General features: G+C 34.9%; 34 protein-coding genes. 5 read left to right on the top strand and 29 right to left on the bottom strand.

Annotation, left to right across the window (positions count from 1 at the left end; translation table 11 throughout):
- Positions 1-155 precede the first annotated feature (155 nt).
- The 4 genes from RT261_RS09985 (at position 156) to RT261_RS09970 (ending at position 1839) form a co-directional block, all read left to right on the top strand.
- Positions 156-371, top strand: coding sequence for a response regulator (locus RT261_RS09985; protein WP_313132208.1), 216 nt, complete (start codon positions 156-158; stop codon positions 369-371).
- Complete coding sequence (locus RT261_RS09980; protein WP_313132206.1) at positions 302-769, top strand: hypothetical protein; 468 nt, start codon at positions 302-304, stop codon at positions 767-769. Before RT261_RS09985 ends, RT261_RS09980 begins: the two co-directional genes overlap by 70 nt.
- A 114-nt stretch (positions 770-883) precedes the next feature.
- Complete coding sequence (locus RT261_RS09975) at positions 884-1213, top strand: PadR family transcriptional regulator (protein WP_313132204.1); 330 nt, start codon at positions 884-886, stop codon at positions 1211-1213.
- Positions 1210-1839 carry a DUF2812 domain-containing protein gene (locus RT261_RS09970; protein ID WP_313132203.1) on the top strand — a complete coding sequence of 210 codons (630 nt, stop codon included), beginning with the start codon at positions 1210-1212 and terminating at the stop codon, positions 1837-1839. Before RT261_RS09975 ends, RT261_RS09970 begins: the two co-directional genes overlap by 4 nt.
- Before the next feature lie 254 nt (positions 1840-2093).
- Here RT261_RS09970 and RT261_RS09965 read toward each other — a convergent pair whose 3' ends face one another.
- From RT261_RS09965 to RT261_RS09850, 24 genes are all read right to left on the bottom strand, one after another.
- Entirely contained in the window at positions 2094-3107 is a 1014-nt protein-coding gene (locus RT261_RS09965) for an NAD(P)H-dependent glycerol-3-phosphate dehydrogenase (protein WP_313132201.1), read from the bottom strand.
- 19 nt (positions 3108-3126) lie between these two features.
- Positions 3127-3750 (bottom strand): glycerol-3-phosphate 1-O-acyltransferase PlsY, encoded by a 624-nt coding sequence (plsY, locus tag RT261_RS09960; protein ID WP_313132199.1) that lies wholly within the window; start codon positions 3748-3750, stop codon positions 3127-3129.
- 1 nt (position 3751) lies between these two features.
- Positions 3752-5077: a ribosome biogenesis GTPase Der gene (der, locus tag RT261_RS09955; RefSeq protein ID WP_313132198.1), complete on the bottom strand. Its 1326-nt coding sequence runs from the start codon at positions 5075-5077 to the stop codon at positions 3752-3754.
- Between the two features lie 296 nt (positions 5078-5373).
- A complete protein-coding gene (locus RT261_RS21155; protein WP_313132291.1) occupies positions 5374-5487 on the bottom strand; it encodes a DUF512 domain-containing protein in 114 nt (37 codons plus the stop codon).
- 516 nt (positions 5488-6003) lie between these two features.
- Entirely contained in the window at positions 6004-6720 is a 717-nt protein-coding gene (locus tag RT261_RS09945; RefSeq protein ID WP_313132197.1) for an ABC transporter permease, read from the bottom strand.
- On the bottom strand, positions 6717-7532 hold the full coding sequence (locus RT261_RS09940) for an ABC transporter ATP-binding protein (RefSeq protein ID WP_313132196.1): 816 nt from the start codon (positions 7530-7532) through the stop codon (positions 6717-6719). The genes RT261_RS09945 and RT261_RS09940 overlap by 4 nt, the downstream gene beginning before the upstream one ends.
- The gene (locus tag RT261_RS09935; protein WP_313132195.1) at positions 7529-8329 is read right to left on the bottom strand and encodes a MerR family transcriptional regulator; all 801 of its coding nucleotides are present in this window, start codon (positions 8327-8329) and stop codon (positions 7529-7531) included. Before RT261_RS09935 ends, RT261_RS09940 begins: the two co-directional genes overlap by 4 nt.
- Positions 8330-8636: 307 nt before the next feature.
- A complete protein-coding gene (locus tag RT261_RS09930; protein ID WP_313132193.1) occupies positions 8637-9002 on the bottom strand; it encodes a DUF4180 domain-containing protein in 366 nt (121 codons plus the stop codon).
- A gap of 19 nt (positions 9003-9021) precedes the next feature.
- On the bottom strand, positions 9022-9864 hold the full coding sequence (pgeF, locus tag RT261_RS09925) for a peptidoglycan editing factor PgeF (protein ID WP_313132192.1): 843 nt from the start codon (positions 9862-9864) through the stop codon (positions 9022-9024).
- A gap of 270 nt (positions 9865-10134) precedes the next feature.
- Positions 10135-10491: a YraN family protein gene (locus tag RT261_RS09920; protein WP_313132191.1), complete on the bottom strand. Its 357-nt coding sequence runs from the start codon at positions 10489-10491 to the stop codon at positions 10135-10137.
- A 45-nt stretch (positions 10492-10536) separates the two neighbouring features.
- Positions 10537-10899 (bottom strand): EscU/YscU/HrcU family type III secretion system export apparatus switch protein, encoded by a 363-nt coding sequence (locus RT261_RS09915; RefSeq protein ID WP_313132190.1) that lies wholly within the window; start codon positions 10897-10899, stop codon positions 10537-10539.
- Between the two features lie 22 nt (positions 10900-10921).
- The gene (locus tag RT261_RS09910) at positions 10922-11680 is read right to left on the bottom strand and encodes a ribonuclease HII (protein WP_313132189.1); all 759 of its coding nucleotides are present in this window, start codon (positions 11678-11680) and stop codon (positions 10922-10924) included.
- 26 nt (positions 11681-11706) lie between these two features.
- The gene (gene lepB / locus RT261_RS09905) at positions 11707-12225 is read right to left on the bottom strand and encodes a signal peptidase I (protein WP_313132289.1); all 519 of its coding nucleotides are present in this window, start codon (positions 12223-12225) and stop codon (positions 11707-11709) included.
- A 187-nt stretch (positions 12226-12412) separates the two neighbouring features.
- Positions 12413-13255, bottom strand: coding sequence for a ribosome biogenesis GTPase YlqF (gene ylqF / locus RT261_RS09900; protein WP_313132187.1), 843 nt, complete (start codon positions 13253-13255; stop codon positions 12413-12415).
- A complete protein-coding gene (lepB, locus tag RT261_RS09895; protein ID WP_313132186.1) occupies positions 13256-13846 on the bottom strand; it encodes a signal peptidase I in 591 nt (196 codons plus the stop codon).
- Positions 13847-13936: 90 nt separating this feature from the next.
- Positions 13937-14284, bottom strand: coding sequence for a 50S ribosomal protein L19 (gene rplS, locus RT261_RS09890; protein ID WP_313132185.1), 348 nt, complete (start codon positions 14282-14284; stop codon positions 13937-13939).
- A 254-nt stretch (positions 14285-14538) separates the two neighbouring features.
- Positions 14539-15297 (bottom strand): tRNA (guanosine(37)-N1)-methyltransferase TrmD, encoded by a 759-nt coding sequence (gene trmD, locus RT261_RS09885; protein WP_313132184.1) that lies wholly within the window; start codon positions 15295-15297, stop codon positions 14539-14541.
- Positions 15298-15340: 43 nt separating this feature from the next.
- Entirely contained in the window at positions 15341-15847 is a 507-nt protein-coding gene (rimM, locus tag RT261_RS09880; RefSeq protein ID WP_313132182.1) for a ribosome maturation factor RimM, read from the bottom strand.
- A 105-nt stretch (positions 15848-15952) separates the two neighbouring features.
- Positions 15953-16183: a KH domain-containing protein gene (locus RT261_RS09875; protein ID WP_091684256.1), complete on the bottom strand. Its 231-nt coding sequence runs from the start codon at positions 16181-16183 to the stop codon at positions 15953-15955.
- A gap of 82 nt (positions 16184-16265) precedes the next feature.
- Positions 16266-16511 carry a 30S ribosomal protein S16 gene (gene rpsP, locus RT261_RS09870; RefSeq protein ID WP_313132181.1) on the bottom strand — a complete coding sequence of 82 codons (246 nt, stop codon included), beginning with the start codon at positions 16509-16511 and terminating at the stop codon, positions 16266-16268.
- A gap of 131 nt (positions 16512-16642) precedes the next feature.
- Positions 16643-17986 carry a signal recognition particle protein gene (ffh, locus tag RT261_RS09865; RefSeq protein WP_313132179.1) on the bottom strand — a complete coding sequence of 448 codons (1344 nt, stop codon included), beginning with the start codon at positions 17984-17986 and terminating at the stop codon, positions 16643-16645.
- A gap of 92 nt (positions 17987-18078) precedes the next feature.
- Positions 18079-18495 carry a YlxM family DNA-binding protein gene (ylxM, locus tag RT261_RS09860; RefSeq protein ID WP_313132178.1) on the bottom strand — a complete coding sequence of 139 codons (417 nt, stop codon included), beginning with the start codon at positions 18493-18495 and terminating at the stop codon, positions 18079-18081.
- A gap of 333 nt (positions 18496-18828) precedes the next feature.
- On the bottom strand, positions 18829-19422 hold the full coding sequence (locus tag RT261_RS09855) for a GNAT family N-acetyltransferase (protein ID WP_313132177.1): 594 nt from the start codon (positions 19420-19422) through the stop codon (positions 18829-18831).
- 27 nt (positions 19423-19449) lie between these two features.
- On the bottom strand, positions 19450-20169 hold the full coding sequence (locus tag RT261_RS09850; protein ID WP_313132176.1) for a TrmH family RNA methyltransferase: 720 nt from the start codon (positions 20167-20169) through the stop codon (positions 19450-19452).
- Positions 20170-20353: 184 nt separating this feature from the next.
- Between RT261_RS09850 and RT261_RS09845 the strand changes: the two genes are divergently transcribed.
- Complete coding sequence (locus tag RT261_RS09845) at positions 20354-20590, top strand: GNAT family N-acetyltransferase (RefSeq protein WP_331665453.1); 237 nt, start codon at positions 20354-20356, stop codon at positions 20588-20590.
- Between the two features lie 201 nt (positions 20591-20791).
- Here RT261_RS09845 and RT261_RS09840 read toward each other — a convergent pair whose 3' ends face one another.
- From RT261_RS09840 to RT261_RS09820, 5 genes are read right to left on the bottom strand one after another with little or no spacing between them, the layout of a single operon-like run.
- Positions 20792-22204, bottom strand: a complete 1413-nt coding sequence (locus tag RT261_RS09840) for an oxaloacetate decarboxylase subunit alpha (RefSeq protein ID WP_313132174.1) — start codon at positions 22202-22204, stop codon at positions 20792-20794.
- A gap of 46 nt (positions 22205-22250) precedes the next feature.
- Entirely contained in the window at positions 22251-23405 is a 1155-nt protein-coding gene (locus tag RT261_RS09835) for a sodium ion-translocating decarboxylase subunit beta (RefSeq protein ID WP_313132173.1), read from the bottom strand.
- Positions 23406-23452: 47 nt separating this feature from the next.
- On the bottom strand, positions 23453-23863 hold the full coding sequence (locus RT261_RS09830; protein WP_313132172.1) for a biotin/lipoyl-containing protein: 411 nt from the start codon (positions 23861-23863) through the stop codon (positions 23453-23455).
- Positions 23864-23913: 50 nt separating this feature from the next.
- Entirely contained in the window at positions 23914-24318 is a 405-nt protein-coding gene (locus tag RT261_RS09825; RefSeq protein WP_313132171.1) for an OadG family protein, read from the bottom strand.
- A 20-nt stretch (positions 24319-24338) separates the two neighbouring features.
- The gene (locus RT261_RS09820) at positions 24339-25778 is read right to left on the bottom strand and encodes an acyl-CoA carboxylase subunit beta (RefSeq protein ID WP_313132169.1); all 1440 of its coding nucleotides are present in this window, start codon (positions 25776-25778) and stop codon (positions 24339-24341) included.
- Positions 25779-25861: the final 83 nt, after the last annotated feature.

Raw genomic sequence — 25861 nt, 5'->3', positions numbered from 1 at the left:
TCTACCAATATATGTTATACTCAAGGTATTTCTTTAACAATATTTTGATAAATAACCCATAACTTTCTTAATTTATTCTTAAAAGCAATTGTACAAGATGAAAGACAATTTATTCTATGTTATACTATCGATATCTAAGTGAGGAGGTTTATAATATGGCACATATTTTGGTTGTGGATGATGAGGAAGTAATTAGTGACCTGATTATTATGAACTTAAACATGGTTGGGTTTACCTACAGTCAGGCTTTCAATGGACAGGAAGCCTTAGAAGCTATAAATCAGATGCAGTATGATTGCGTTTGTACGGATGTTCAAAAGCAGATGTCGAAAAGAAACCGGTTAAGATTGAAGATTCCAATACAAATCTGAATACGGCCTTATCGGATGAAGATACTGATGAGAATGAAAAGCAGGATACCGAATTAATTGACAAAGCTTTGAATGAAAATTCTTCTACTGATAATACTGCTGATTCAACAGAACAAGAAACCTCTTCAGAAATCGAATCAAAGATTAATGCGGCTAAGTTGGAGCTTGAAGGAAAAGAAGTAGATCTTAAAGTAGAAATGGAAGGCTCTACAGAGATTGTAAAAGGAAAGATACATGTAAGTGAAACAGGTTATCAAATGGCATATGATCCTGAACGATTTGAATTATACAGGAAATTAGATGATGTTGACAATTATAAGGCCAAAAATAAAGATTTATTCGTATATCCATATGTATTCTTAAATGTAAGCAGATGTGAAAATACTACCATTAACTAATATGATATAAAATGTAAAAATTATTATTGACAACTATTACGTTTACTGATATAGTTTATTACGGATAGTGATATATCAGTTGTAACAAATTATATTTTAAAGAGGTGATGTTATGTGAGAGATACAGTGAAAGGAGGCGCCTTAACAGAGGCAACTTTATATATTCTTCTTTCAGTCTATAGCCCAAATCATGGATACGGTATTATGCAGTTTATTGAGAAAGAAACCGAAGGTCGCTTAGTATTGGGTGCAGGCACTCTATATGGCGCAATTAATAATCTGCTTAAAAAGAAATGTATTGAGCCTGTGAACGAAGATAATACGGAACGTAAAAAAGAGTACGTAATAACTGAGTTAGGGTGCGAAATGGTTGAGTCTGAAATAGACCGTTTGTCAAAGCTGCTTCTATCTGCCAAAAATATTGTAGGAGGTAATAAACCATGATTAAAATTTTTAAAGTATTTTTCAGTGATTTGGACAAACAAGAGAAATGGTTGAATGAAAAGGCACAACAAGGATTAAAATTAGTAAAGGCTTCAAAACTCTTTTACTATTTTGAAAAATGCAAACCTTCCGAGTATATTTATAAATTGGAATTTATCATAGATAAATCAATGGCTCAGCAAAAAGATTATAGAGCCTTTTTAGAAGAGCTTGGGATTCATTCCTTTACTAAGAACTTTGGTTTTGGTAACTACTCTTATGGTAAGATTCAGTATAGTTTATCAGCAGGCAGAGTTAGAACTTCTCCCGGAACCATTAATTCTGAATTATTAATTTTAGAAAAGAAAAATGACGGTAAACCTTTTGAAGTATTTACAGAAAAGAAAGATAAATTATCATATTACAGGAAAGTAAGAAACGCATTTATTTTTCCAATAGCTGCCCTCCTTACCATTGCAATTGTGGGCAAACCACAATTAGATTTTATTCATAATCAAGAACTCATTAATATACTGCATTATGGAGTTAAAGTATTAACCATATGTGTATGTATACCCTTATTAATAACAGTATTAAGAACATGCTTCCGAATCAATGAATTAAAAAAAGATATCACTATAGAATAAATTATTAATAATAAGTTTTGGAAGGTTACCATAAGATTTACAAATAGAATAAAATGTATTCTTAACCGGGCTGTTACACAGTAGTGTACAGCTCCATTTTTTGGGGAAGTATATTTTATTAAGCTGGCAAAGAACTGCAAATAATGGTAGAGTATATGATTGGATCACACCCAGAATCTGCAAGCAAGCTTGTGAATTCTGTATTTCCTTTGTATTATATCATATACCCCATCATCAATTAGATTCATTATAGTCTATTTCTCCCACTTTAAATCTGAATACTCCCGTCTTTTATCACGAAGTAAAAGATCATTTACGGCTTCTTCCGGGGATTTATTCTCAAACAATACCTGATTTATTTGTTCTACAATAGGCATTTCCACATTGCATTTTATAGCAAGTGCAAGTGCTGCTTTTGCGGAATATACTCCTTCAACCACTTGCTTTACTTCCTCCATAGCAGCTTCCATGGTATAACCTTTTCCAATCAAATAACCGGCTTTACGGTTTCTGCTGTGGTGGCTTGTGCAGGTTACGATTAAGTCACCAACGCAGGAAAGTCCGGCGAAAGTTTCTATTTTGCCGCCCATAGCAATACCAAGACGGCTGATTTCAGCAATTCCTCTTGTCATAAGGGCTGCTTTTGTATTATCTCCATATCCTAATCCGTCAGCTATACCTGCTGCCAGTGCAATAACATTCTTTAAAGAACCACCAAGCTCAATGCCAATTACATCGGGGCTGGTGTATACCCGAAAACGGTCACTCATAAAAATATCCTGTATAAAATGAGCACTCGCTTTGGATTCTGCACCCACTACTACCGTTGTGGGAATTGCACGGCTTACTTCCTCCGCGTGGCTTGGGCCGGACAACACGGCAATGTCTGCATTATTTAATTCTTCGTGTAAAATATCGGTTAATGTATCTAAGGTGGATTCTTCTATACCTTTACCTACATTTACTACAATTTGTCTTTCCTTAATGTAAGGTCTCGCTTTTTGAGCAGTTTGTCTCACATAAGGTGAAGCTACCGCAAATACAATAATATCTTTATCTTTACAGGAGCTTTCCAAATCACCGGATATACTTACAGAATCCGGAAGTTTTGCCCCAGGAAGTTTTTCTTTTAATTCTCTTGTTTTTGATAGAATATCTACTTCATTAGCAAGTGATGACCACAAAATTACCTCATGTCCATTATTTCCAAGCAGAATAGCTAAGGCGGTTCCCCAAGCTCCTGCTCCTAAAATACTTACTTTTGCCATTAATAAATACCTCCTAAGTTTACTTGTCTATTTTCACCTTTTGACCGATTTTATTCTCGGTTCCACTCATTAGTCGTTTTATGTTGGAGCGATGCTTTATAAAAGCAGATAAAGTAAATATGATACCAACTATAATCATATGTAAATTACCCGGATAAAAGATTATGATCCATATTGGAAGTAATGTGGATATAACCAGTGAACCAAGTGATACATATCTAGTTACAATAACAATAACCATAAATATAACCAACGCGGCAATTGCAAGCCTCCAGTCATAAGCTAATATAACTCCGCCAGTTGCTGCAATTCCCTTACCACCTTTAAAATTAAGCCAAACAGGAAAGTTATGTCCTAATACAGCTCCAAGACCGGCATAAAGCATTAAAAGACTGACTGCTTCATAATCCGGAAATATAACCAGACGGACCAGCAAAACAGGAATAATTGCCTTAAGGGCATCTCCTAAAAATGTAACTAATCCTGCTTTCCATCCTAAAGTACGGAGGGCGTTGGTAGTACCAGCATTTCCGCTTCCGTATTTACGGATATCAATCTTATTAACTTTTCCAACAATATAAGCTGTTGAAATACATCCAAAGCAATAACCAAGTACTAAGCAAATTAATATTTTTATAAACATACTATTCCTTTTCCTTTCGCTCCCTGATGAAAATCTTTAATGAGGTTCCAGCAAAGCCAAAGGCCTCCCTAATTTTATTTTCTATATATCTAGTATATGAGAAATGCATCAAAGATTTGTCATTTACAAAGATAACAAATGTAGGCGGTTTTACTGCAACTTGTGTTATATAATATAATTTTAAACGTTTTCCTTTATCAGAAGGGGGTTGCTGCAGGGCAACAGCTTCTGCCATGATTTCATTTAATACTCCGGTAGCTATTCGTAAATTCTGATTTTGAATTACCTGTTCTATTAAATCAAATAATTTATTCAATCTCTGTCCGGTTAATGCAGAGATAAAAATCATTTCTGCATAAGGCATAAAAGCTAAAACTTCTTTTATCTTATTAGTATGCTTATAAATGGTTTTATCATCCTTTTCAATGGCATCCCATTTGTTTACTGCAACAATAATACCTTTTCCACGTTCGTGTGCAATACCGGCTATTTTAGCGTCCTGTTCGGTTACACCTTCTGAAGCGTCAATTACAAGAACTACTACATCTGCTCTTTCTACTGCAGTTACTGTACGGATAATACTGTAGCGCTCCAAATCTTCCGTAATTTTATTTTTACGGCGGAGTCCGGCTGTATCAATAAAGATATATTCTTTACCATGGTATTTTACGGTGGTATCTATTGCATCCCGGGTAGTTCCGGCAATGTCAGATACGATAACCCTATCTTCTCCCAGCAATTTGTTGATGATGGAGGATTTTCCTACGTTTGGTTTTCCTACAATTGCAATTCTGGGACGTTCATCCTCCTCTTCTGTCATATCTTCCGGTCTAAAGTGCTTAATCACTTCATCCAGCATATCTCCAAGTCCAAGTTTAGAGGCGGCAGAAACTGGATGTGGATCTCCAATTCCGAGATTGTAAAATTCATATACATCAGGCATAAATTTATCAAAATTATCGACCTTATTTACAACTAAAACTATGGGTTTACTGGAGCGTCTCAACATATCTGCCACTTTAAAATCAGCATCCACCAAACCTTGTCTTACATCTACAATGAACATAATGACATCTGCTGTTTCAATAGCAATTTGCGCCTGCTGCCTCATATGTGACAACATTAAATCTTTACTTTCCGGTTCAATACCTCCTGTATCAATCATTGTAAATTGATTGGTCAGCCAGGTAACATCAGCATAGATTCGGTCTCTTGTTACACCTGGATGATCCTTTACAATTGAAATTTTTTCTCCTGCTAATGCATTAAACAATGTTGACTTTCCTACATTGGGACGGCCAACAATTGCAACTATCGGTTTACTCATATTTATAACTAGCTCCTTTCAAAGTCTGGAGACTTTGTGCGCAACACAAATCTCCGGTTGAAAGAATTTTATTCTTTCAACCTTTCGACATAATGCCATTTTGCGGCATCTCAAATAATATATGAAGAAGTTCAAAATGAGAATTTCAATGGATTTTCATTTTGGACTTCTTCCAAGTGTAAAGATATTTTTCCTTCACACTTTTCTCCTTCATCTTAATTAATTATGGCATCAATTAAGGACTTTCCGTCTGATTGTACAATACGAAGTTCTATTTGTAAAGCATTTCTGATATCTTATGCAGTAAAAGCATTCAGTAATACTTCACCATTTCGAAGCAATACATCCGATAATAGTAAGTATTCCCCTAAATCTTTTCCTTTTAACTGTTTCGTTATATCTTCTCCTATTAATAATCCTGCAGCATTTTACACCTTAATTCTTTGTTGGTGGTATGTTTTAAACAAAATAAACGATTCAAATAACACTAGCTACGGGATTAGAACATCTGATAATTGTTTACTTTTTTAGCATAGATTGCATATGATTTAGTATAACAGTTGAGTGATAAATTATCAAATCTATTTTAAAACTTTATTATCTTTTTATTATCTAAATCTAACTTAAATACCAATAAGATGACAATTCTGCTAAATATATATATGTCTTTAGATGTACGTACCAGTTAAAATTGATAAGCTTAAATACCGTAGATATTTAATTTTGAAATGTATCATGTTAAACAGCAAATGAGGTATGACTTTAAGTCCATACCCCATTGCTAATTAAGATTTTCTTTGATTGTAAAACCCTTAGTATTCTAAATTATAAGAGATTAAAATTACACCATCTTGCATATATACATCAACTTTTTGATTTAAAGCATCAGCTAAAAATTTAGAAGTTATTATATTGTAATTGGCGCATTATTCTGCTTGCAGTCCTCTCAGCAATAAACCGCATAGTATAACCGCAGCTAAGAGAATAGCCAACAAGGGCCACAAGTTGACCAAATAAGAACCGTCACCCACCATTAATTTATATCCCCAGGTCGCAGGGAATATGCTCCCTCCAATCTTAAAAAATTCAGGGAGTAAATTAACCGAAAACATAATCCCCGACAGCATAATGGATGGTAAAAATATCACTTGTGAGATCATAGTTAGTTTTGCTTGGTTTTTTACCCATAGCCCCAAGATACTCCCAATACTTAAGGATACTGCAATAAAAATTGCAAGTGAACCAAAATACAAGATTGGGCTTGTCGGTAGTGCTGCGCCAAAAGCAATGGGAGCGACGATGTATATTATCACGCACATAATCAATAGATGAATAAATGATGATAAAAACATAGAAACCAGACCAAGGTACAACGGTACCCCATTGGCTTTGTACACCTTCTTTATATCACTTCCATATATCTCCACAAGGGAGGGCGGCAAACCAATCAGAGCTCCAGTTGATACCCCCAGTACAGTCATAGATTGTATAAGTGTATGCTTGGCCTCCGGGTTTATGGATGTGAAGATTCCGCCCATAACGGCAAAAAACAAAAGAGGAACCACATAACATGTAATCAATAGTGATTTGCTTCGTATATCCAATTTCCATTGCAATGCTACTCCGTACAAAAATCCATTCATTCACCATCCCCCCTTGCTATTTCGATAAAATGCTGTTCAAGGGTTCCTCTGTCTATTTTAATGTCCAATACGTCAATTCCCCGACGCTTGAAATCTTCAAGTAAGGTCAGCATGGTATCCCCAATATTGTCAGATTCAAAATTTTCATCACCTTGCTGGGTTTTGATGTGGAGAGTATACCGTTTGCCGAGTTTTGAGGTCAATTCTGAAGCAGTACCTATAAAGGCAATATTACCATCATTGAGAATAGCAATGCGGTCGCAGAGACTTTCAACCTCTGCCATATCGTGACTGGCTAAAATAATTGTCTTTCCCTGCCCTTTCAGTTTTCGTATTTGGTCATGGAGGGATATTCTGCCTTCAACATCAAGCCCGGCAGTGGGCTCGTCAAGGAACACAATATCCGGGTCGCTGATTAAGGCAAGGGCAAGGTGCAAACGCCGCTTTTGCCCCGTTGACATATCAGTATACAGTTTCTTCGACAGCTCACTAATTCCGAGGGCAGCAAGCATTGAATTGTCTATTTTTGTTTTATTCCATTGTGCAAATAAGCTCACCGCTTCCATAGGTTTGATATGGCCCGGGAGAGATGCTGATTGCAATTGAATACCCATCCTGCCATTCACCACAATACTGCCGCTGTCATACCTACGCAAGCTCTCGATACATTCAAGGGCTGTGGTTTTGCCTGCGCCGTTTACGCCAAGCAACGCAAAAATCTCACCTTTTATAACATTGAAATTCAAATTCTTCAGTACAGTGTGATTACCATAACTTTTTTTTAGTCTGTCAACCTGTATGGCGTAGCTCATTTTCTTCCCTCCTCTAGAGGATTATAACCCAATGACATAAAATAGACTCCTAAAGCCGGTTCGATAAAAGCATTGGCAAGACCTTGCTTTTGTTTCCATTCATTGTCCGGGCCATTAAAGTTTTCAGCCTCCATAAGTTTAGACAGTATACTCATATCCCCGCCCGTAAACTCCATAAGCATTTCCCAAAACTCTTTAGCGAAGTTTTGGCCTTTCTCACTTTCGGGCAGTACGCCATCTTTTTGAAACTGTATTGCTTCACCTTGCAGGCGCGTGAAAACTTCCATCATCGCTGGCCCGCTATCCTTATCGAAGCGGCTCCGAAAATGGTCAAGGGTCTTATCATCAAAATGTTTGATAAGCCAGTAGAATTCATTTTTCATTTGTAGATTTACGATAATATCGGCGTATTTCTTGAAATCCACTGATTGCATTTGCAACACCTCCCCTTGCAACGTTTCTATCTCTTTAAGTGATTCAGACAGGGTTTTTATCTTTTCCCGTAAAGCGGCAGCTTGTTCTGTAAGAGCTTTGGCAACATCAGCAGGGGTATCAAGAGAGATCAGGCAATTTTTTATGTCATCCAGTGAAAATCCCAAATGTTTCAGTGACAGAATTTGATAGAGCTTAATCACATCTTTATCGTTATAAAGTCTGCGGCCACCTTCACTCTCTGACGATGGTGAAAGCAGACCTTCATTGTCGTAGTATTGCAAAGTGCGAACGGTGACACCCATTTTCTTTGCAACCTCCCCAATCGTCATATATCCTTTCGGTATCGCTTTGAATTTTTCCATATTACACCTCCTGCCTATATTATAATTCATTACGTTACGTCATATTCAAGATGTTTTTCTACTTTTTAATAATTTAATTTCTGCGGCAATGGATGGTGTTGCGTTCCATTTAGCTTACCACCCAATAAAAAACGCCATGCCCTCATATTTTGCATGACGCTTTTAACTGGAAACTCTCTTAGTGCTTTACTATCACACTCAAACAGTCTCCTTTTCATGTACGGTTTTATCTCCTATATAGGCTGGCACGCTATATAGGCAGTTTTACAATGCGTCAACTAACTGTGCAAATGCAGCAGCAATTTTATTAATTACGCTTAAACTTTTCAATGGCCTGATTTTCATCAGGTACGAAAAATATATCTTTACCGTGGTTGCATTCATAAATGAAATCAGCTAGACTCTTACTTGTGTATACCGAAAAGTCCCCTACTATTGCAATTTTAAATTGATAATTAATAAATTTTTGCAATATTTCTCCTGCTAACCTGGTCTTTAAGTCGAAAAAGTCCTCACAAATTAATGACTTATCCAAAATAACACGATTACAATCCACTTCATAATTAACAGTAGCCATAAGATCTAAAGCGGATTGTACATCCTTTATCAATAAATCATCACTGCTTAAAACAGCAATATCAATTCCATTCTCACTAATCTTATTTATTATCATATTAATAAACACGCTCCTTTCATAGCCCTTCTATCATTAAAAATGCAGCTAATATACCACGCTTACCTTGAGTTGCTCTATGGGAAAATAGTGTATCTTTGTTACAGGAAGTGCAAACACCTGAAATATGAATATTTTTTTCCTCCATACCGGCATCTAACAATATATGCTTGTTAGCTTCCCAAAGATCAAGCTGGTATTTATGGTTACCCTTATCTAATAGCATATCCTTAAGTTGTGTACTATTAAATTCGTCCTTAAATGCTTCCGCAACATCTTCACTTACTTCATAGCAATCCATACAGATGGAAGGCCCAATAACTGCTACTACATCTTTGGAATTTGTTCCAAAATGTTCCCTCATAGCTTCTAGAGTGACCTTGCCCATTCTTTTTACAGTTCCTCTCCATCCTGAGTGACAAAGTCCTATGGCATGATTTTTAGTATCTACAAGATACAGTATTACACAGTCGGCAGAAAATGTAACAAGGGGTATACCCGGAATATTAGTAATCAATCCATCAACACCTTCATAGTCTCTGGTTCGGATAACTCCTTTCCCTTTATCGGCTTCTGTAACCAATCTTACTACTGTATTATGTACCTGATGTGACAAAACGCAATCTTTCATAGGCAATCCGATACTTTCACAAATTCTTCTATAATTTTCATCAACATCTTCTGTATTATCACCATTGGAATAACCTAAATTCATACTTTCAAAATATCCTTTACTGACACCGCCTAATCTTGTCGAAAATCCATGACGTATAAAGGGTATACTTGATAAAGCAGGGAATGTAAGAAATGGTGTTTTATTTTCTGTATTTAAAATTGCATTTTTATTATTTATAAGATTCATGTTATCCTCCATATTGTTTGTTTTTCTTCTTGGGAAACACAAAGAATGTAGTGTATTTCTCTGTATATGCTATATATAAATTGAAAATTTAACTATTAGCAAATAGTATATAATAAATAAATATAGATTGCTATATTATTTACTTAATAATTCGAGTAAAGACCTAAAAATATTATCACTTTGGGAATTAATCAAAGAAGGTTGGATTATTTAGAAATTTAAAGCATTGGGATACGTCGATTCTGAATTAGAAGGAATATAAATACAACATTAAAATATCGCTAGAAATGCATCTTGAATGAGAGAAATCTCCTGATTTAAGATTAGAACCACATCAAACCGGCATGGTGTCTCCATGGAGATGTTGTTAATTAACATATAATATCTGGCAGTTTTTGATATTTTCTTTATTTTACGTATATCAATAGCCTCGTGAGGCATGCCTTTAGCAGAATTGGTACGGTATTTTACTTCAATAAATATAAGATAACTATCTTTTTGGGCTATAATATCAATTTCACCGGTTCTGCATTGAAAATTAGTTATAATTATCTTATAACCTTGGAGTATTAAGTACTCTACCGCTTTTTGTTCAAACTCTTTTCCAATAGAACGTTTGTTATACATAGTCTCCTCATAAATTTCATTAGTTTTATCTTGGCTCATTAGCTTTTATTTTGGCAGAACCTTCTTTTTAATTTGGTCCATATCATCAACAAACAATAATATTTCTGCAACCACCTCATATAATTCAGGCGGAATAAAATCTCCAACTTCTAATCTGGACAGAGTGCCTGCCAGTTGTTCATCTTTATGAAGAGGAATCTTATTTTCACCTGCTTTTTTAATTATTTTGTCTGCCAAATAACCTTTGCCGGAAGCAAGAATTCTAGGCGCAGGTTCATCAGGATGATAAGATAATGCTACTGCAGTTTTATTTCTAAACTCTGGATCCAAAATAGGATTGGTTTTTGCTCCGGATTGAACCCCATATTTTCTTTTTTTATTTTCTATTGATTTCATGTTTTCTTTCATAGGAGTCCTCCATCGCTTCAGATTACACAAAATTCTTGATAAAACTAGCTCTATGTATCAAAGAAGTACCATATTCTTTTAGTGCCTCTATATGTTCTTTTGAGCCATATCCTTTGTTACTTGCAAATCCGTAATAAGGAAACACCTTATCATAAGCAATCATTATTCGATCTCTGGTTACTTTCGCAATTATACTTGCTGCTGCTATAGATATGCTTTTTGCATCTCCCTTTATAATAGGAACTTGCTTAATGTCAACTTGTGGTATGGTAACTGCATCATTTAATAATATATCGGGTTTAACAGGCAGATTGTTTATAGCTTGTCTCATGGCTTCAAAAGTTGCCTGAAGAATATTAATCTCATCGATACGGGAAGGAGGTACACTTCCAACTCCAACCGCAATTGCCTGTTCCATAATCTCATCGTATAATTCTTCTCTTTTTTTCGCAGATAACTGTTTGGAATCGTTAATATATAAAATATTACAATCCTTTGGTAAGATAACTGCACAGGCAACAACCGGGCCTGCTAATGGTCCTCTTCCCACTTCATCAATACCGCATATATATTGATATTCCTGATACTTCTTCTCATAAGTTTTCATTTTTTCAGTTCGTTCTATTTCTTTTTGAAGTTTTTCTATTACTTTTTCATACTTTTGAATAAGTTTAATAACACCGGACCTATTGTCATTACGATATTTCTCTATAATATGTACTAATTGTTTCTCATTGGCCTCAGCAAACTCTTTCTTAATATCGGATATTTTAATTTCCAAGTTACTTTCTCCCTTTATCATTAATGTTATTTAACAAAACCAAACCGTTTTAATGGCCATATCCGCACCCAGGCTTTCCCAATAATCCGGTCTTTATTTATTACACCAACATCCGGATCCCTGCTGTCTGAACTATGATTACGATTGTCACCAAGGACAAAATATTCATCTTCATTTAAAGCAATCGGAACACTAGCCGTTCCTGCATACTTCATAATCTCTTTTCCATAGTCTTCTTCTAAAAGCTCCGAGTTAATATAGATGTTACCATCTATAATTTGTACGGTTTCACCTGGAAGTCCAATTATTCTTTTAATATAAAATTTTTTACTTGTTATAATTGGAAATACAATAATATCAAATCGTTTTGGAGCTATAAAATGATAGGATAATTTATCTATAATTAAATTATCTTGATCAAATAATGTATTTTCCATTGACTGTCCCTGAACTACAGTACGTTGACCAACATAATTTATAATTACGAAGGTTGTTAGAAAAACTAGAACGACATAAAACAAGAGATGAAAGATTTCTTTTTTCATATTTTTAGTACCGCCTAATGGTTCTTCTTCTGCATTAAAATCAACTACTTTTTTTAGTGACACTTCTTTACCTCTTTTCTTAGGCTTAAAACATAGAAGTTATATAATATATATAGTAGTATACATTGCTCAAAGAGCAATGTAAATTACTAATTATTAAAAAAGTTGGCGCACAGGAAAACATACCTTAATTTGGAAACTCTAAAGTAATATTTCCCAGCTTACCGTCTTGAAATTCATCTATAACAATTCCGGCTGCTTTATTTAAATCTAAAAAGCCGCCTCTGATTCTACAAGCCCGTCTTTCCGCAATACTAGAAAGTATCTGTACCGGATCATCCACTTCTTCAATATTGTAACGAGCTGCTAAACAACCAATATAATTTTCACGAAGAAATTTAATTAGTTCTAAGGATAGTTCCAATATATTAAGTATTTCTTCGCGAATGGAGCCAATGAAAGCCAGACGTAATCCTACCGCCTGATCTTCAAATTTAGGCCACAATATACCTGGTGTATCAAGTAATTCGATGTTCTTACTCAAACGAATCCATTGCTTCCCTTTTGTTACACCCGGCTTATTGCCTGTTTTTGCAGAAGCTTTACCTGCAAAGCTATTAATAAAGGTTGATTTTCCTACATTGGGAATACCTACTACCATGGCTCTAACGGGTCTGTTTATAATACCTCTTTTACGGTCTCTTTCGATTTTTTCTTTACAGGCTTCCTGTACAATTTCATTTACTTTCTTTACACCTACTCCGGTTTTTGAGTTGACTAAAGTAACAAAATAACCCTTCGATTCAAAATATGCTTTCCATTGTTCGTTATATTTTGGTTCTGCTAAATCATATTTATTTAACAATATTACTCTTGATTTATTTTTCGCTAATTCGTCAATATCCGGATTCTTGCTGCTTAGTGGTATTCTTGCATCTACCAGTTCGATGACAACGTCAATTAGTTTTATATCATCCTGCATCATGCGTCTTGCTTTGGCCATATGACCTGGATACCATTGAAAATTCAATTATTCTTCCTCCCTTATCAGGTTCAATTTGTTAACAAAATTAAAGTTATTTGTTCGAATCCATGCTTTCCCTATTATTTCATCAGACAATATATTCCCAATATTCGCAAATCTACTGTCCTCACTATTATTTCGATTATCACCTAATACAAAATATTCATTTTTATCCAGAGTTATCTCCTCTGCAGCCAAGCCGCTGTTTATAATTGCTTCAATTATCATCGGTTCTTTTAATAAATCGCCATTGACGTATACATTTCCGTCGGCAATATATATTGTTTCACCGGGAAGGCCTATTATTCGCTTTATATTATAGTAATTATGCTCTCTTCCGCTTTGCTTAAATACGATGACATCAAAGCGTTCCGGCTTGCTGAACCTATATGCAAATTTATTTACAATAATTTTATCTTGGTCTGCTAAGGTGGGATTCATGGAAACTCCCAGCATGGTAGTCCTTTCTATGGTCAGATTTACAACAAAATATGCAAGTCCAATAACAACAGCTAATTCAATAATCCATATGATTCCTTCAATTACGATTTTCTTTATTAATGGCTTTTTGCTAGTTTTATCAAAATTAAAATCCATGGCAAGCCTCCCTCTGTTAATAATTATCATATATTCTAAAAAAGGGACATTACCTAAGTAATTGTCCCCTCTAGTTATCATACATTAGAACTATTTTATTGCTTCTTTAACTTTAGCTCTCTTACCTACTCTACCACGTAAATAAGTTAACTTAGCTCTTCTAACTTTACCATGTCTAACAACTTCAATTCTGTCAACGCTTGGAGAATGTACTGGCCAAGTTCTTTCAACACCGATACCATTAGAATTTTTTCTAACTGTAAATGTTTCTCTTGCACCGCCATTTTGTCTCTTAAGTACAGTACCTTCGAAAACCTGAATTCTTTCGCGGTTACCTTCCTTTACTTTTGCGTATACTTTAACAGTATCACCTACGTTAAAACTAGCAACTTCTGCTTTAAGCTGAGCAGCTTCAATGTTTTTAATAATATTGTTCATTTTGTGACCTCCTTCATATTTAGATGTTCTTAATACCTTGCATTATCTAACTTTCTATTGCTATTTACTTCAATTGCATGTCCATTATATAAAATGCGGCGTATCAGAGGACCATCCCATCTCACAACAACTTACTCTAACATATTACAATTGAAAATGCAAGCATTTTCCGATTTTTTATCTGCAAATTATTTGTTTATCATATCCAATATAAATGGACTTTTTTCTATACAAGAATAGCCTTATAAGATATATTATTCTATATAATTATTCTTTAGAAATTTCCTCTCATCCTCTGTCAAATGGGCCTTTTCCAGCAAATCCGGCCGGTTTTTAGCTGTACGTAGAATGGATTGTTGTCTTCTCCACTGCTCAACATTACCATGATGTCCGGATAACAATACTTCTGGTACCGCTTTTCCCATAAACACTTCCGGTCTGGTATATTGGGGGTATTCTAACAAGTTATCCTGCAAAGATTCAAATTCCGCTGAAACATCATTATTAAGCACTCCGGGAATAAGTCTGGATATGGCATCTACCATAACCATAGCCGGTAATTCTCCCCCTGTAAGAACATAATCTCCTATGGAAATATAATCAGTGACAATCATTTCAAGTGCTCTTTCATCAATGCCTTCATAATGACCGCATAAGAAGATTAAGTCGTCTTCCAGGGCTAGCTCTTCTGCAATGTTTTGATGAAAAACTTTTCCCTGTGGAGTCAGATAAATAACACGAGGCTTTTTTTCCGAATTACCATTCAAACAACTTTTTTTAATCTTTTCTGTTGTATATTCATAGGCGCGATAAACCGGACCGGCAGCCATAACCATTCCTGCACCGCCGCCATATGGATAATCATCTACTTTATTGTGTTTATTCTCTGAAAAATCACGGATATTAATTGCCTCCAGAGATAATATGCCTTTTTCTAAAGCTCTGCCTGTAATGCTTGTATTTAGCCCCTGAAGAATCATCTCCGGGAATAAGGTTAGTACATGATAATTCATAATTACACCCTTTGTATATCATTTATTTTCTTCAATCACATCTTTATAATAAACCCGGAAGCAGATGAACTTTTATTTCCTTATTCTCTACGTTAACATCCAGGATACATTCTTTTATGGAAGGAATTAATATTTCTTTACCCTCTTTTGTTTTTACAACATATACATCATTTGCAGCCGTAGTAAGAACTTCTGCTAATTCACCAAGTTCATTACCATCGTCACTAATTACCTTAGAGCCTAATATATCATATATAAAGTATTCATCTTCTTCCAGTTTCACTGCATTATCTCTGGTAACCAGAAGATCTTTTCCTTTATATTTTTCAATGTCATTTATATTATCAATTCCTTTAAACTTTAATATAACATATTGTTTAAAAAACTTTATGCCTTCAATTTCAAGGTCTAAATATTCTTTTCCGGTATCTAGTTTGACTTGTTTTAAGGTTTTAAATCGATTTACATCATCCGTTGTAGGGAATACTTTAACTTCACCGCGAATACCATGGGTGGAAGTAATGACGCCCACTCTTAAGAAATCATTCATAATGGTCTCCTATCATTCAAGTAATTTTGACTTTATGACAAAACAAGAACCCGTGCCTTAAGGCATGTCTATAAAGACCAGGTTCTTGTAACAAACAGTCTAGATTTATTGTAATATCTCAACGACTACTTTCTTATCATCCTTAGTTGCTGCAGCTTTTACAACTGTACGGATGGATTTAGCAATACGACCTTGTTTGCCGATTACTTTACCCATATCTTCAGGAGCAACCCTTAATTCAACAATAATTGCCTTTTCGGTCTCCTTTTCCGTTACAACAACTTTTTCAGGATAATCAACCAGTGATGTAGCAATTACTTCAACTAATTCTTTCATTACTCTTCACCTCCATAGGAATGTGAAATGATTGTACAACTATTGCACAATACTTTGTAGCAACAAAAAGTTAAAAAAGCAATTATTTTGTAATACCTGCATTTTTAAATAATTTGCCAACTGTTTCAGTAGGTTGAGCACCATTTGATAACCATTTCTTAGCTGCTTCTTCGTTAATGTTGAATACACTAGGATCTTTGGTTGGATCATAAGTACCAATTTCTTCGATGAATCTACCATCTCTTGGTGATCTGGAATCTGAAACAACGATTCTATAGAAAGGAGCTTTTTTCTGTCCCAATCTCTTTAATCTAATCTTTACTGCCATGTATTTCACCTCCTTAAAAATAAATCTTTATAATGCAAAAATATTTTCACATTAAACTTTATTGTAAAATGCTGCAAAAAATCATATCATGAAAATAATTCTTTACAAACAATTTATAACCAACTAATTAACTAAAATCCAAAAGGTAATTTAAACTTACGTTTACCACCCTTGCTGCCAAGCATTCCTGAAAATTGTTTCATCATTTTCTTAGATTGTTCAAATTGTTTTACGATTCTGTTAACTTCACTAATGTCAACACCTGCACCCTTGGCAATTCGTTTCTTTCTGGAAGGGTTTAATACATCCGGATTGGAACGTTCTTCTTTTGTCATGGAATAAATGATAGCTTCTATACCGGATAAAGCACCTTCATCAATATCAACGTCTTTTAGCTGTCCGCCCATGCCCGGCATCATTTTTAAGATATCGCCAAAACCGCCCATCTTTTTGATTTGCTGCATCTGATCTAAGAAATCATTAAAATCAAATTCTGCTTTTTTGATTTTCTTCTCTAATTCTCTGGCTTTGGCTTCATCAAAATCTACCTGAGCCTTATCAATTAAAGTTAAAATATCACCCATTCCAAGGATTCTGGAAGCCATACGATCCGGATAGAATTGCTCTAAATCAGATAATTTTTCTCCCACACCAGTATAAAGAATAGGTTTTCCGGTAACCGCACGAATGGAAAGGGCTGCACCGCCTCTGGTATCACCGTCTAACTTCGTTAAGATAACACCGTCAATACCGATTTTATTATTGAACATTTCAGAAACATTTACTGCATCCTGACCGGTCATAGCATCTACTACCAGGATAGTCTGAAATACGGAAACATTCTCTTTGATTTCTATTAACTCATTCATCATATCTTCATCTATGTGAAGACGACCAGCGGTATCCAGAATCACCACATTCATACTGTTTTTGGCCGCATGTTCAATGGCCGCTTTTGCAATATTTACAGGCTTATGTTTATCTCCCATAGTGAATACCGGAACACCCTGCTTATTACCATTAATTTGTAACTGCTCAATTGCAGCCGGTCTGTATATGTCACAGGCAGCCAACAAAGGTTTTTTACCCTTTGATTTAAACTTTCCTGCCAATTTAGCAGTTGTGGTAGTTTTACCTGCACCCTGAAGACCGCACATCATAATTACAGTAATTTCATTACCAGGTTTAAATGCAATCTCTGTAGTTTCAGAGCCCATTAATTTTACCATTTCTTCATTTACAATCTTTATAACCATTTGTCCCGGCGTTAAGCTGGACATTACATCCTGGCCTATAGCACGTTCCTGGACAGACTTGATGAAGTTCTTAACTACTTTAAAGTTAACGTCTGCTTCCAGTAAAGCCATTTTAACTTCTTTTAAGGCAGCTGCTACATCTGCTTCTGATAAACGACCTTTACCTCTTAGGTTCTTAAATACATTCTGCAGTTTTTCGGATAGGCTTTCAAATGCCATGCCAAAACCTCCTAATAATTACTTTTATGTTTTACAATATGTTTCAGATCTATATTACTAAAATAGTATGAATATAAAATAAATACTATGTCCTATAATTCTTCCAGTATTTCCTTTGTCAGTCCTATAATTTCATTCAATTGGTGTAATTCTTTTTCTTCTTTGTGTGAAGAAAATTCTATCCGCTGTTGTGCAATCTCTTTGATCCGATTTACTTTTACTTTTGTTTCATTAAATTCTTTTATAAAATTTAATTTCTCTTCACATTCTCTTAATTGTTTACTACAGCGTTTTACAATATCATGTACACCTTGTCTGCTGATACCTTGTCCATCTGCTATTTCACTTAGGGACAAATCGTTAAGAATATAATCTTCAAATATCTGCTTATTATGATTTTTTAATAGCTCCCCATAAAAGTCAAATAGTATGGATAATTCCACTTTTTCCTTTATTTTATCATCCGTATTGACTATTTCTGTATGAATGCTTGAATTGGTTACACTCATTTTGATTTCTCCTTTAACAAAGCACCACCTGTAAAGCTTTTTACTTTACAGGTGCTAGTATAACTAAATTCAATAAAAATGTCAAGATATTTTTTTATAAATTTTTAGTATTTTTTTGTAAATACTTAGTATGATATTTTTTTACAAATTCTTAGATAAATATTTTATAAATCTCTTTTTTAAGTGCTCTAATAAATACTTGAAAATCTTTTAACCTTTTATAAAATAAAGCATCTCATATAAATGTTTTTCATCAAATACTAGTGATGAGATTAAAATAGAAAAATATTTGTTATGGGAGTTAATTAATAATAAACGAATCTGCATATGTATTTAATGAATCCTGCCTGCTGCATCTTTTATTATTTTATCAATAATGCCTTTATCTATCTCATTAATTCTTTTTACAGGTGTAGGATCATCAAAAATATCTTGCAGTGTTTTCTCCATTACCGCCAAATGCCTCCACTGACCAAATTTATATGCGGTATTTGAATGATACCCCACATCTTTAAATCCATGTTTCTTATGTAAAGCAACACTGCCTTCATTGGGGACACAGATTAAAGAATATACATTATAATACCCTTGTAGTTTCACTATATGAAATAATGCTTCATATAAAGCATTACCAATTCCCCTCTTATGATAATCCGGATCCAAATAGATGGCACATTGGCAGTCCCAACCATATGCAGACCGTACATGATGGTGTGAACAATAAGAATAACCCACTATTTTATCATCAATTAGGCATACCAGCCATGGAAATGCTGATAATACATCAGATATGCGTTTCCGAAACTCTTCTACGGAAACCTCTTCATATTCAAAAGTAATAACAGAATTTAATATATAGGGATTATATATCTTTAAAATTTCTTCTGCATCTTCTATCGTTGCCATTCGTATAGTAATATGACTCATAATTATCCTCCAAATACTTATCTTTGCTTATTTAGGCTGATGAGTAAAAATAAAAGCACCTATTCCCACTGCAATAGTGATATTCAAGGAATCAACATCTGGTGACTGGGGAATACAGATACTGGTTCCAACATCTAAAAAGGAATCATCCAGTCCCGTTGCTTCATTCCCAAATACCAGTGAGAATAATTCTGTTTTGGGGCAATTCTGAATCTCTAAAGTATTACTTCCATTTAACATAAAGGTAAATACATCTTGTTTTTTGTATTGCTTCCTATACTCTTCGAAGGAAGAAAAATGCTGGTGACGAAGTTTAAAAAATCCTCCCATGGAAGAACGTATTGTTTTAGGATTATAAATATCCGCACAGGGTGTAATTAATCCAATATCATAAATACCCATCCCCACTGCGGTACGTATAATGGTTCCCAAGTTTCCCATATTACTGGGATTGACTAATATTATATGGGACTTTTCAGGATCCAGAATATTCTCGTATTTTTCAAAAACACCAATTACATAACAATTCTCTTTATCGCTTAATTTTGAGATTAACTTATCATTTTCCAGTACAGTTATGTTACATTGTTTACATAATTTTATTATGTTATCCTTGTCTGTAAATGTGGAATGTATATAAACTACCCTTACTGTTTCAGGGTGACCTTTTATTAATTCAATTGTGGGAAATGCTCCTAACGTATAGGAATAATCAAACCCCTTTTTGTATGGCTTTATTGGTTCCATAAAATCCTCCGCTAATCCATTAAGGAAAGCAAGCTTCCTTAAGTTTTTAATAAATATATTATAACCTTCCAGATTCAAATTACAATATTTATTATAGATAAAATGCGAAAAAACGCCTTATAAACCATTATATGTATTTAACGTAAGTCCTAAATGGTAATATTTACAATTTGTATAGAAATCTATTTTTTGCTTTACTGTTGCACCGGGTATGCGTGGAAATGGTATTGCTGAGAGGCTTTTACGCCGTGTCTGTGAAGATGCGATTCAGGACGGCTACAGCTGTATTGAATCTTATCCAAACAAAGGTGAAAGTGATATGTATTATAACTATGTAGGCCCCATGCCATTATATCAAAAACTCGGATTTATTATAGTGGGTGAAACCCAGCAACGATATATTATGCAAAAGAATCTTTAATAAATGAAGTATATAACTTATTTCTAGATAGTAAAGCCAGATGTATTTATTTAAAAAGACGAGTAAATTCATATTTTTCAAATGAATTTACTCGTCTTTTAATTAAAATCTGCAATTTATAATTTTTTAAGGTAAGTTTTGTATATATATTTCTTAAAAATATATTTTTATAGTATCAAGTCTATAGATTTCAGTTCATCCTTATACCGGATAAGCATTGTTCACAGTATCTGCCATACTCAAGTCTACTTTTTCCTTCTGTGCCTTTCGATATTTGAAAAAATCTAAAGCAACCTGTGGGAACAAAGCATAAGATAATACATCTTCATCTTGTTCTTTCCACTGCGCCATTTCTTTTTCAATAGTGGCTAATTCCGGCTTTAACAAGTCAGCAGGCCTGCAGGTTATTGGCTCTTTATCACCAATGACTTTTTTCTGAACTTCCGGATTAAAAGGTTTTACCGTACGTCCGTATTCCCCAGTTAGAATGGCTTTAGATTCTTTTGTTACCATCTTATAACGTTCACCAGTTAATACATTCAGTACCGCCTGTGTTCCAACAATTTGACTGGATGGGGTAACCAAAGGCGGTTCACCGAAGTCCTTTCGAACTCTAGGTACTTCTTCCAGAACTTCTGCATATTTATCTTCTGCTTTTTGCTCTTTTAATTGAGAAATTAAGTTGGATAACATTCCGCCGGGTACCTGGTATAACAGAGTTTTAATATTAACTCCCATTACTTTGGGATTTAAGCTTCCGGATTCCAACGCCTGGTCTCTCTGAGGTCTGAAATAATCTGCAATTTCTGCTAATAATTTTTGATCTAAGCCAGTATCGTATGGTGTGCCTTTAAAAGTTTCCACCATAACTTCTGTAGCCGGCTGGCTGGTACCCATGGCAAATGGAGACATGGCAGTATCAATAATATCACAGCCTGCTTCTACCGCTTTCATATAAGTCATTCCTGCAACACCACTGGTATAATGGGAATGTAAATCAATCGGTATGTTTACTGCAGATTTTAAGGCGGTAATTAACTCCGTTGCTTTGTATGGAACCAGTAATCCTGCCATATCCTTTACGCAAATAGAATCCGCACCCATACTTTCTATACTTTTTGCTAGTTCAACAAAATATTCGGTGGTGTAAGCATCACCTAGGGTATAGCAGATAGCTACCTGAGCATGACCTTTTTCTTTGTTTGCTGCTTTTACAGCACATTCTAAGTTTCTTAAATCATTTAAGGCATCAAAGATACGGATAATATCAATTCCATTTGCAATGGATTTTTGAACAAAATATTCTACCACATCATCTGCATAATGACGGTATCCTAATATATTCTGCCCTCTGAATAACATTTGTAATTTTGTATTCTTAAATCCGCCTCTTAATTTTCTGAGTCTTTCCCAGGGATCTTCTTTTAAAAACCGTAAAGACGCATCAAAGGTTGCACCGCCCCAGCATTCCACGGAATGATAACCAACCTTATCCATTATGTCTATAACAGGAAGCATTTGTTCCGTAGTCATTCTGGTGGCTATTAAGGACTGATGTGCATCACGAAGAATGGTCTCTGTAATTTTAACCGGTCGTTTTGTTTGTTCTGACATTCCTTTACCTCCATATTTTAATGTATATTTTTAACGAGTATAAAATTTATACGCCAAATATTGATAAAAATACTCCCGCTGCTATTGCAGTACCAATAACGCCAGCAACGTTCGGTCCCATTGCATGCATAAGTAAGAAATTAGTAGGGTCTGCTTCTGCACCGACTTTTTGTGATACTCTTGCTGCCATAGGAACTGCTGAAACACCTGCTGATCCAATTAACGGGTTGATCTTACCTCCGGAAAGCTTACACATAAGTTTGCCTAATAGCACACCTCCGGCTGTACCAAAGATAAACGCAACGATACCAAGTGCAAATATTTTAAGTGTAGTAAGTGTTAAGAATGCCTCTGCACTGGTGGTTGCACCAACGGAAGTTCCAAGCAGAATAACAACAATATACATTAATGCATTAGAAGAAGTTTCCGTTAATTGCTTTACAACACCGGATTCTCTGAATAAGTTTCCTAACATTAACATACCTACTAATGGAGCTGTTGTTGGGAGAATTAAAACTACTACAATGGTTACTAAGATAGGAAATAATATTTTTTCTATTTTAGATACAGGTCTAAGTTGCTCCATTTTTATTTTACGTTCTTTTTCTGTTGTTAATAACCTCATAATCGGCGGTTGAATAATTGGAACTAAAGACATGTACGAATATGCTGCTACCGCAATAGGTCCCATGTATTCAGGCGCAAGTTTGGAAGCCAAAAAGATTGAGGTTGGTCCATCCGCTCCGCCTATAATTGATATCGCTGCCGCCGCTCCATCCTTAAATCCTAAACCAATTGCTCCCAAATAGGCAATAAAAATGCCCAATTGCGCTGCCGCGCCTAAAAGAAAGCTCTGGGGATTTGCAATTAGCGGACCAAAATCAGTCATAGCACCTACTCCTAAAAAGATAAGAGAAGGCCATATTCCCAATGCGTCTCCCTGATAGAAATAGTATAATAAACCGCCCGGTACAGAATTTCCCGAAGCATCAACTGTACCTTCTGCCATAATGCCCGGAAATAAATTAACTAATAACATTCCAAATGCAATAGGTATTAAAAGAAGTGGCTCATAATCCTTCTTAATTGCAAGATATAAGAAAAAGCATGCAATTCCTATCATTATGAAATTCTTATATGTAAGTGAGGAGAAGGCGGATTGCTCGACTAATCCAGTAATCGTTTTAACAAAATAATCCAATGAAATACCCTCCAATCAGTGTATTAGATTTTAAATAGCATCTAATATTATTCCGTTAAAGTAGCTAATAAAACTCCGGATTCTATCATGCTGCCTTCTGTGACGTTAATACTGGCAACTTTTCCATCTGATGGAGCTACAATTTCATTTTCCATTTTCATAGCTTCTAAGATTAGTATTACGTCACCTCTTTTAACAACCTGTCCTATGGAAGCCTTGATTGCCAAGATTTTACCTGGCATTGGACTTTCTATTTTAACATTACCTGCGGAACCCGCAGAAGTTTCTTTCACCTTTGGAGTTGAAACAGGCGCTGCTGGTTTTGGTACGGGAGCGTGATTTGATACATTTGATGTTTGAACAGGCACTGGTGCGGCCATAGGTTGTTCGGATGTTAATTTTTCTTCAACGGATACTTCATAAGCTATACCATTTACCGTTATTGTATATCTTTTCATGGTATTACCTCCTGATTTTATTATGATTTTAATAAATAGTTAAAGTATTTTTATCTGCTTCTATTAATCTTACGAATAGATCTAACAATCAAGCCATCATTTGGAACTTCATTTCCCATAGATGCCATAATAGCAGCTGTTATAACTGCCACTAATTCTGCATTATCTGTTACTGATATATCTACTGAATCCCCTGTTTCCAAAGAAGTCTCATAATCAATAGCAGGTTCTTTCTCAATTTCAATATTATTAGAATTGCCACTATTCGTAAACTTTTCAATAAGCTTAGGTATATATTTCAATAAAGAAATAATATAGGATATAAAAATTAGTACCACAAATACAATTCCCATGCCTATAACAGTATTCAATAAAGCTTTACTTAATAAGCCCATATTACTTGTACTTGCATTTGCCGCTAACACAATATTCATTCCTTGCTGTAAGCCAATCATGATTTACCTCCTAATTTACTCTATATGGTACCATGTTTTTTGTTAGGTCGGCCTTCCCGCTTTGTAAATAACATTTCATAAGCGTAAATCAAATGTTTTCTCGTAGATTCCGCCGGTATTATGCTATCAACATAACCCCGTCTTGCTGCCGCTTCTGCACTTCCTTGCAAAGAAGCATATTCTGCTGCTTTTTCTTCTATTAATGAAGCGTCTTTGGTATCAGCATACATAATATTAGCAGCTAATTTTGCATCCATCATTCCGATTTGCGCATCGTCTATAGCAAAAACAATATCTGCACCTATATGTTTTGAATTCATTGTTATGTAAGCAGTTCCATAAGCTTTACCTATTATAACATTTACTTTAGGTACTGTAGCATTTGCAAATGCATAGGTTAATTTTGCCGCTGCAGTTCCTATGGTTTTTTCTTCCCCCATAGAAGCTTTGTAACCTGAGATATTGGTTAGTGTTAAAATGGGAATACTATAAGCATCACATATCTTAACAAATTTCTCTGCTTTGTTGCAGCTTGAGGTTGTTAAATTATTGTCAAAGGTTTCTCCGACTTTACCATCTTCACCAATTATTTCTGTTCTATTCGCAATGGCGCCAATGGTCATACCATTTAATCGTATAAATCCTGTAACCATATCTTTTGCATAATCTGCTTTTACTTCAAGAAAGTAGCTGTTGTCAGAAATATCTTGTAATGCAAGTCTGGTATCTTTTATTTCTGCTACGAAATTAGGCACCAGTCTGTTTAAATCATCGGTACATTCATCATAAGAAGCATCATCTTCATTATTGGACGGCAAAATGGTTATTAGTTCTCTAATCTTTTCTAATACTAAATTATCATCATCACATATAAAGTCCACATTACCTGCTTCTGCCTGATATTTTGCAGCGGCTGTATTACATTTTTCTGTAAAGTTTCCTTCAATTACATTTGGTGAATTAATAAATAATTTACCATTACTATTGGATATAAAAGAAAAATCACTTAAGGAAGTCAAAACTGACAAGCCTCCTCCACAATTACCAAGTATAGCAGTAATTTGCGGAATAACCCCTGATGCCATGGTTTGCTTGTAATAGATTTCTCCAAAACCATGTAATGCATCGGTCGCTTCATGCAGCCTGAAACCGGCACAGTCAATAATTCCAACGACTGGTGCTCCAACCTTAAGTGCTAAATCATAAATATGGGATATCTTTTTGGCGTGCATTTCACCTATAGTGCCATTAAGAACGCTCTGATCCTGACAATAAACATAGACCAAGTTGCCATCAATAACACCATAACCGGTAATTACGCCATCTGCAGGTAATTCCTGCTGTGAAAGGTTAAAATCCGTGCTTCTTCTTGTAACTAAAGCACCTATTTCAACAAAACTGTTGTTGTCAAAAAGAGCGGATATCCGATCCCTAGCTGACAATTGTGTAGAAATATTCATATTCGGCCTCCATTTTCTCAATATTGTAAAACTAAAACCAAATTTTATGCCAATTATATTATATATCTTTTAAATGGATTTTT

This window comes from Anaerocolumna sp. (assembly GCF_032079385.1).
Lineage (GTDB): Bacteria > Bacillota > Clostridia > Lachnospirales > Lachnospiraceae > Anaerocolumna.
The sequence above is the reverse complement of the archived record's forward strand: the minus strand, read 5'-3'. Positions and strand labels throughout refer to the sequence as shown.

Bases quoted from the DNA above. Each gene is read 5' to 3' on its own strand.
- RT261_RS09985 (WP_313132208.1), top strand. From the start codon at position 156: ATGGCACATATTTTGGTTGTGGATGATGAGGAAGTAATTAGTGACCTG.
- RT261_RS09970 (WP_313132203.1), top strand. From the start codon at position 1,210: ATGATTAAAATTTTTAAAGTATTTTTCAGTGATTTGGACAAACAAGAG.
- RT261_RS09965 (WP_313132201.1), bottom strand. From the start codon at position 3,107: ATGGCAAAAGTAAGTATTTTAGGAGCAGGAGCTTGGGGAACCGCCTTA.
- plsY (WP_313132199.1), bottom strand. From the start codon at position 3,750: ATGTTTATAAAAATATTAATTTGCTTAGTACTTGGTTATTGCTTTGGA.
- der (WP_313132198.1), bottom strand. From the start codon at position 5,077: ATGAGTAAACCGATAGTTGCAATTGTTGGCCGTCCCAATGTAGGAAAG.
- RT261_RS09945 (WP_313132197.1), bottom strand. From the start codon at position 6,720: ATGAATGGATTTTTGTACGGAGTAGCATTGCAATGGAAATTGGATATA.
- RT261_RS09940 (WP_313132196.1), bottom strand. From the start codon at position 7,532: ATGAGCTACGCCATACAGGTTGACAGACTAAAAAAAAGTTATGGTAAT.
- RT261_RS09935 (WP_313132195.1), bottom strand. From the start codon at position 8,329: ATGGAAAAATTCAAAGCGATACCGAAAGGATATATGACGATTGGGGAG.
- RT261_RS09930 (WP_313132193.1), bottom strand. From the start codon at position 9,002: ATGATAATAAATAAGATTAGTGAGAATGGAATTGATATTGCTGTTTTA.
- pgeF (WP_313132192.1), bottom strand. From the start codon at position 9,864: ATGAATCTTATAAATAATAAAAATGCAATTTTAAATACAGAAAATAAA.
- RT261_RS09920 (WP_313132191.1), bottom strand. From the start codon at position 10,491: ATGTATAACAAACGTTCTATTGGAAAAGAGTTTGAACAAAAAGCGGTA.
- RT261_RS09915 (WP_313132190.1), bottom strand. From the start codon at position 10,899: ATGAAAGAAAACATGAAATCAATAGAAAATAAAAAAAGAAAATATGGG.
- lepB (WP_313132289.1), bottom strand. From the start codon at position 12,225: ATGAAAAAAGAAATCTTTCATCTCTTGTTTTATGTCGTTCTAGTTTTT.
- lepB (WP_313132186.1), bottom strand. From the start codon at position 13,846: ATGGATTTTAATTTTGATAAAACTAGCAAAAAGCCATTAATAAAGAAA.
- rplS (WP_313132185.1), bottom strand. From the start codon at position 14,284: ATGAACAATATTATTAAAAACATTGAAGCTGCTCAGCTTAAAGCAGAA.
- trmD (WP_313132184.1), bottom strand. From the start codon at position 15,297: ATGAATTATCATGTACTAACCTTATTCCCGGAGATGATTCTTCAGGGG.
- rimM (WP_313132182.1), bottom strand. From the start codon at position 15,847: ATGAATGATTTCTTAAGAGTGGGCGTCATTACTTCCACCCATGGTATT.
- RT261_RS09875 (WP_091684256.1), bottom strand. From the start codon at position 16,183: ATGAAAGAATTAGTTGAAGTAATTGCTACATCACTGGTTGATTATCCT.
- rpsP (WP_313132181.1), bottom strand. From the start codon at position 16,511: ATGGCAGTAAAGATTAGATTAAAGAGATTGGGACAGAAAAAAGCTCCT.
- ffh (WP_313132179.1), bottom strand. From the start codon at position 17,986: ATGGCATTTGAAAGCCTATCCGAAAAACTGCAGAATGTATTTAAGAAC.
- ylxM (WP_313132178.1), bottom strand. From the start codon at position 18,495: ATGAGTGTAACCAATTCAAGCATTCATACAGAAATAGTCAATACGGAT.
- RT261_RS09855 (WP_313132177.1), bottom strand. From the start codon at position 19,422: ATGAGTCATATTACTATACGAATGGCAACGATAGAAGATGCAGAAGAA.
- RT261_RS09850 (WP_313132176.1), bottom strand. From the start codon at position 20,169: ATGGAACCAATAAAGCCATACAAAAAGGGGTTTGATTATTCCTATACG.
- RT261_RS09840 (WP_313132174.1), bottom strand. From the start codon at position 22,204: ATGTCAGAACAAACAAAACGACCGGTTAAAATTACAGAGACCATTCTT.
- RT261_RS09830 (WP_313132172.1), bottom strand. From the start codon at position 23,863: ATGAAAAGATATACAATAACGGTAAATGGTATAGCTTATGAAGTATCC.
- RT261_RS09825 (WP_313132171.1), bottom strand. From the start codon at position 24,318: ATGATTGGCTTACAGCAAGGAATGAATATTGTGTTAGCGGCAAATGCA.
- RT261_RS09820 (WP_313132169.1), bottom strand. From the start codon at position 25,778: ATGAATATTTCTACACAATTGTCAGCTAGGGATCGGATATCCGCTCTT.